Source organism: Streptomyces sp. NPDC059900, from assembly GCF_050270335.1.
In the GTDB taxonomy this organism is placed as follows: domain Bacteria; phylum Actinomycetota; class Actinomycetes; order Streptomycetales; family Streptomycetaceae; genus Streptomyces.
Genome location: NZ_JBNNJZ010000529.1, coordinates 2779 through 5589, shown reverse-complemented (window position 1 = coordinate 5589; position 2811 = coordinate 2779). Strand labels below are relative to the sequence as shown.

Genomic DNA, 2811 nt, shown 5'->3' with positions numbered 1-2811 from the left:
CGCCGGAAAGGGAAACGCGAAAGCCGAAAGGCCGGAGCGGGAACCGGAAAGGCACCGAGGAAATCGGACACGAAAGAGTCTGATAGAGTCGGAAACGCAAGACAGCAAGACAAAATGAAACACCGAAGGGAAGCGCCCGGAGGAAAGCCCGAGAGGGTGAGTACAAAGGAAGCGTCCGTTCCTTGAGAACTCAACAGCGTGCCAAAAGTCAACGCCAGATATGTTGATACCCCGTCTCCGGCCGTTCGGTCGGGACGAGGTTCCTTTGAAGAAAACATCAGCGAGGACGCTGTGAACCGGAAGATTATTCCTCTTCCTGGTTCCGCTCAACGCGGATGTGCACCCGATTACGGGTAAACATTCACGGAGAGTTTGATCCTGGCTCAGGACGAACGCTGGCGGCGTGCTTAACACATGCAAGTCGAACGATGAAGCCCTTCGGGGTGGATTAGTGGCGAACGGGTGAGTAACACGTGGGCAATCTGCCCTGCACTCTGGGACAAGCCCTGGAAACGGGGTCTAATACCGGATGACATCCCCTCTCGCATGGGAGGGGGTTGAAAGCTCCGGCGGTGCAGGATGAGCCCGCGGCCTATCAGCTAGTTGGTGAGGTAGAAGCTCACCAAGGCGACGACGGGTAGCCGGCCTGAGAGGGCGACCGGCCACACTGGGACTGAGACACGGCCCAGACTCCTACGGGAGGCAGCAGTGGGGAATATTGCACAATGGGCGAAAGCCTGATGCAGCGACGCCGCGTGAGGGATGACGGCCTTCGGGTTGTAAACCTCTTTCAGCAGGGAAGAAGCGCAAGTGACGGTACCTGCAGAAGAAGCGCCGGCTAACTACGTGCCAGCAGCCGCGGTAATACGTAGGGCGCAAGCGTTGTCCGGAATTATTGGGCGTAAAGAGCTCGTAGGCGGCTTGTCACGTCGGTTGTGAAAGCCCGGGGCTTAACCCCGGGTCTGCAGTCGATACGGGCAGGCTAGAGTGTGGTAGGGGAGATCGGAATTCCTGGTGTAGCGGTGAAATGCGCAGATATCAGGAGGAACACCGGTGGCGAAGGCGGATCTCTGGGCCATTACTGACGCTGAGGAGCGAAAGCGTGGGGAGCGAACAGGATTAGATACCCTGGTAGTCCACGCCGTAAACGGTGGGAACTAGGTGTTGGCGACATTCCACGTCGTCGGTGCCGCAGCTAACGCATTAAGTTCCCCGCCTGGGGAGTACGGCCGCAAGGCTAAAACTCAAAGGAATTGACGGGGGCCCGCACAAGCAGCGGAGCATGTGGCTTAATTCGACGCAACGCGAAGAACCTTACCAAGGCTTGACATATACCGGAAAGCATCAGAGATGGTGCCCCCCTTGTGGTCGGTATACAGGTGGTGCATGGCTGTCGTCAGCTCGTGTCGTGAGATGTTGGGTTAAGTCCCGCAACGAGCGCAACCCTTGTTCTGTGTTGCCAGCATGCCCTTCGGGGTGATGGGGACTCACAGGAGACTGCCGGGGTCAACTCGGAGGAAGGTGGGGACGACGTCAAGTCATCATGCCCCTTATGTCTTGGGCTGCACACGTGCTACAATGGCAGGTACAATGAGCTGCGAAGTCGCAAGGCGGAGCGAATCTCAAAAAGCCTGTCTCAGTTCGGATTGGGGTCTGCAACTCGACCCCATGAAGTCGGAGTTGCTAGTAATCGCAGATCAGCATTGCTGCGGTGAATACGTTCCCGGGCCTTGTACACACCGCCCGTCACGTCACGAAAGTCGGTAACACCCGAAGCCGGTGGCCCAACCCCTTGTGGGAGGGAGCTGTCGAAGGTGGGACTGGCGATTGGGACGAAGTCGTAACAAGGTAGCCGTACCGGAAGGTGCGGCTGGATCACCTCCTTTCTAAGGAGCATCTAGATTCCGCAAGGAATCCAGAGCCACTACGTCGGCAAACGTCCGACGGTGGTCAGCTCATGGGTGGAACGTTGACTATTCGGCACGATCATCTGGCTTCACTAGTACTGCTTCGGCGTGGAACGTGAAACTCAGGGGATCGGGCCGGGCACGCTGTTGGGTATCTGAGGGTACGGACTTGTTCCCGACCTCAATGCCGACCCCGGTAAAGGTTCGTTTCGGCGGGCTGTGACGGGTGGTTGGTCGTTGTTTGAGAACTGCACAGTGGACGCGAGCATCTGTGGCCAAGTTTTTAAGGGCGCACGGTGGATGCCTTGGCACCAGGAACCGATGAAGGACGTGGGAGGCCACGATAGTCCCCGGGGAGTCGTCAACCAGGCTTTGATCCGGGGGTTTCCGAATGGGGAAACCCGGCAGTCGTCATGGGCTGTCACCCGCTGCTGAACACATAGGCAGTGTGGAGGGAACGCGGGGAAGTGAAACATCTCAGTACCCGCAGGAAGAGAAAACAACCGTGATTCCGGGAGTAGTGGCGAGCGAAACCGGATGAGGCCAAACCGTATACGTGTGAGACCCGGCAGGGGTTGCGTGTGCGGGGTTGTGGGATCTCTCTTCCACGGTCTGCCGGCCGTGGGACGAGTCAGAAACCGTTGATGTAGGCGAAGGACATGCGAAAGGTCCGGCGTAGAGGGTAAGACCCCCGTAGTCGAAACGTCAGCGGCTCGTTTGAGAGACACCCAAGTAGCACGGGGCCCGAGAAATCCCGTGTGAATCTGGCGGGACCACCCGTTAAGCCTAAATATTCCCTGGTGACCGATAGCGGATAGTACCGTGAGGGAATGGTGAAAAGTACCGCGGGAGCGGAGTGAAATAGTACCTGAAACCGTGTGCCTACAAGCCGTGGGAGCGTCGC

The 2811-nt window shown here is 58.0% G+C and carries 2 rRNA genes (1 of these 2 only partly in view); both read left to right on the top strand.

Annotation, left to right across the window (positions count from 1 at the left end):
• The first annotated feature begins 360 nt into the window (after positions 1 to 360).
• Positions 361 to 1886: ribosomal RNA gene (locus ACQKIP_RS38165) — 16S ribosomal RNA — on the top strand.
• Between the two features lie 294 nt (positions 1887 to 2180).
• Positions 2181 to 2811, top strand: a 23S ribosomal RNA gene (locus ACQKIP_RS38160) (it continues 2573 nt past the right edge of the window).
• Together the 16S and 23S rRNA genes form the textbook arrangement of a ribosomal RNA operon.